2 protein-coding genes are annotated in these 692 nt (G+C 48.8%); both read left to right on the top strand.

Features of this window, described 5'->3' with window-relative positions:
• Positions 1-63: 63 nt before the first annotated feature.
• The gene (locus B853_RS26055) at positions 64-207 is read left to right on the top strand and encodes a hypothetical protein (RefSeq protein WP_170001024.1); all 144 of its coding nucleotides are present in this window, start codon (positions 64-66) and stop codon (positions 205-207) included.
• An 8-nt stretch (positions 208-215) separates the two neighbouring features.
• Positions 216-599, top strand: coding sequence for a hypothetical protein (locus B853_RS15725; protein WP_128826920.1), 384 nt, complete (start codon positions 216-218; stop codon positions 597-599).
• Positions 600-692: the final 93 nt, after the last annotated feature.

Below are 692 nucleotides of genomic sequence, written 5' to 3'. Positions count from 1 at the left end.
TCAGGCCATTAGTGACTTAGCCGATTGTGGAGCCTTAGAGGTTGAAGCGGTAGAGGTGCGGTAATGGAGAACTGTAAATTGATGATTGCCTATGCGATTGAACACCCAGAGACGCGCACATGGTTAGCCAAGACCGGAAAGATTCTAATTGATGATGAGGTAAGGAAAACCAAGGCGTCAGCAGTGTTACAGAGTCGATGGATGTAGAGCGTTCAGTGAGACAGGCCGAAAGATTCCTAGTGGATGAAAACATGCTTCAAGGCTTGCCAAGCAATGTGGGGTATTTCTTCGGGGCGTCATCAATGCCATTCACAACCTTTATCGATCGCTATCTGGTTGAGAAAACTCATATAGATCTGTGCACAGTCTCTTCAGAGGGACAACAAGACATAAACCCATTAGCAGCCTTGGAGAGAAAGAAAGGCAAGAAATCAAAGGCCGTGGAGGAATCAGAAGATAACCCACTGGCAGGACTAGACGAGGGGCCAGAAGACGCGGAAGACGAGCCAGAGAACGAACCACTAACCACAGAACCAATTGGGCAAGAGGCGTTCAACGAGGCGATAGACAACCCACTGGCTGGCCTAGAGAAACTATAAGGAGCTACAGCAATGAATGATAAACGCCTCAACACACTAATCACCGACCCAAAAGAGCGGACACAGCGATCCCAAGAGAAGCGGGCAGCGGTA

The sequence above is a fragment of the Vibrio rotiferianus CAIM 577 = LMG 21460 genome (assembly GCF_002741985.1).
GTDB classification, from domain to species: domain Bacteria; phylum Pseudomonadota; class Gammaproteobacteria; order Enterobacterales; family Vibrionaceae; genus Vibrio; species Vibrio rotiferianus.
Note: the sequence above shows the minus strand (reverse complement) of the source record. Positions and strands in the feature narration are given on the sequence as shown.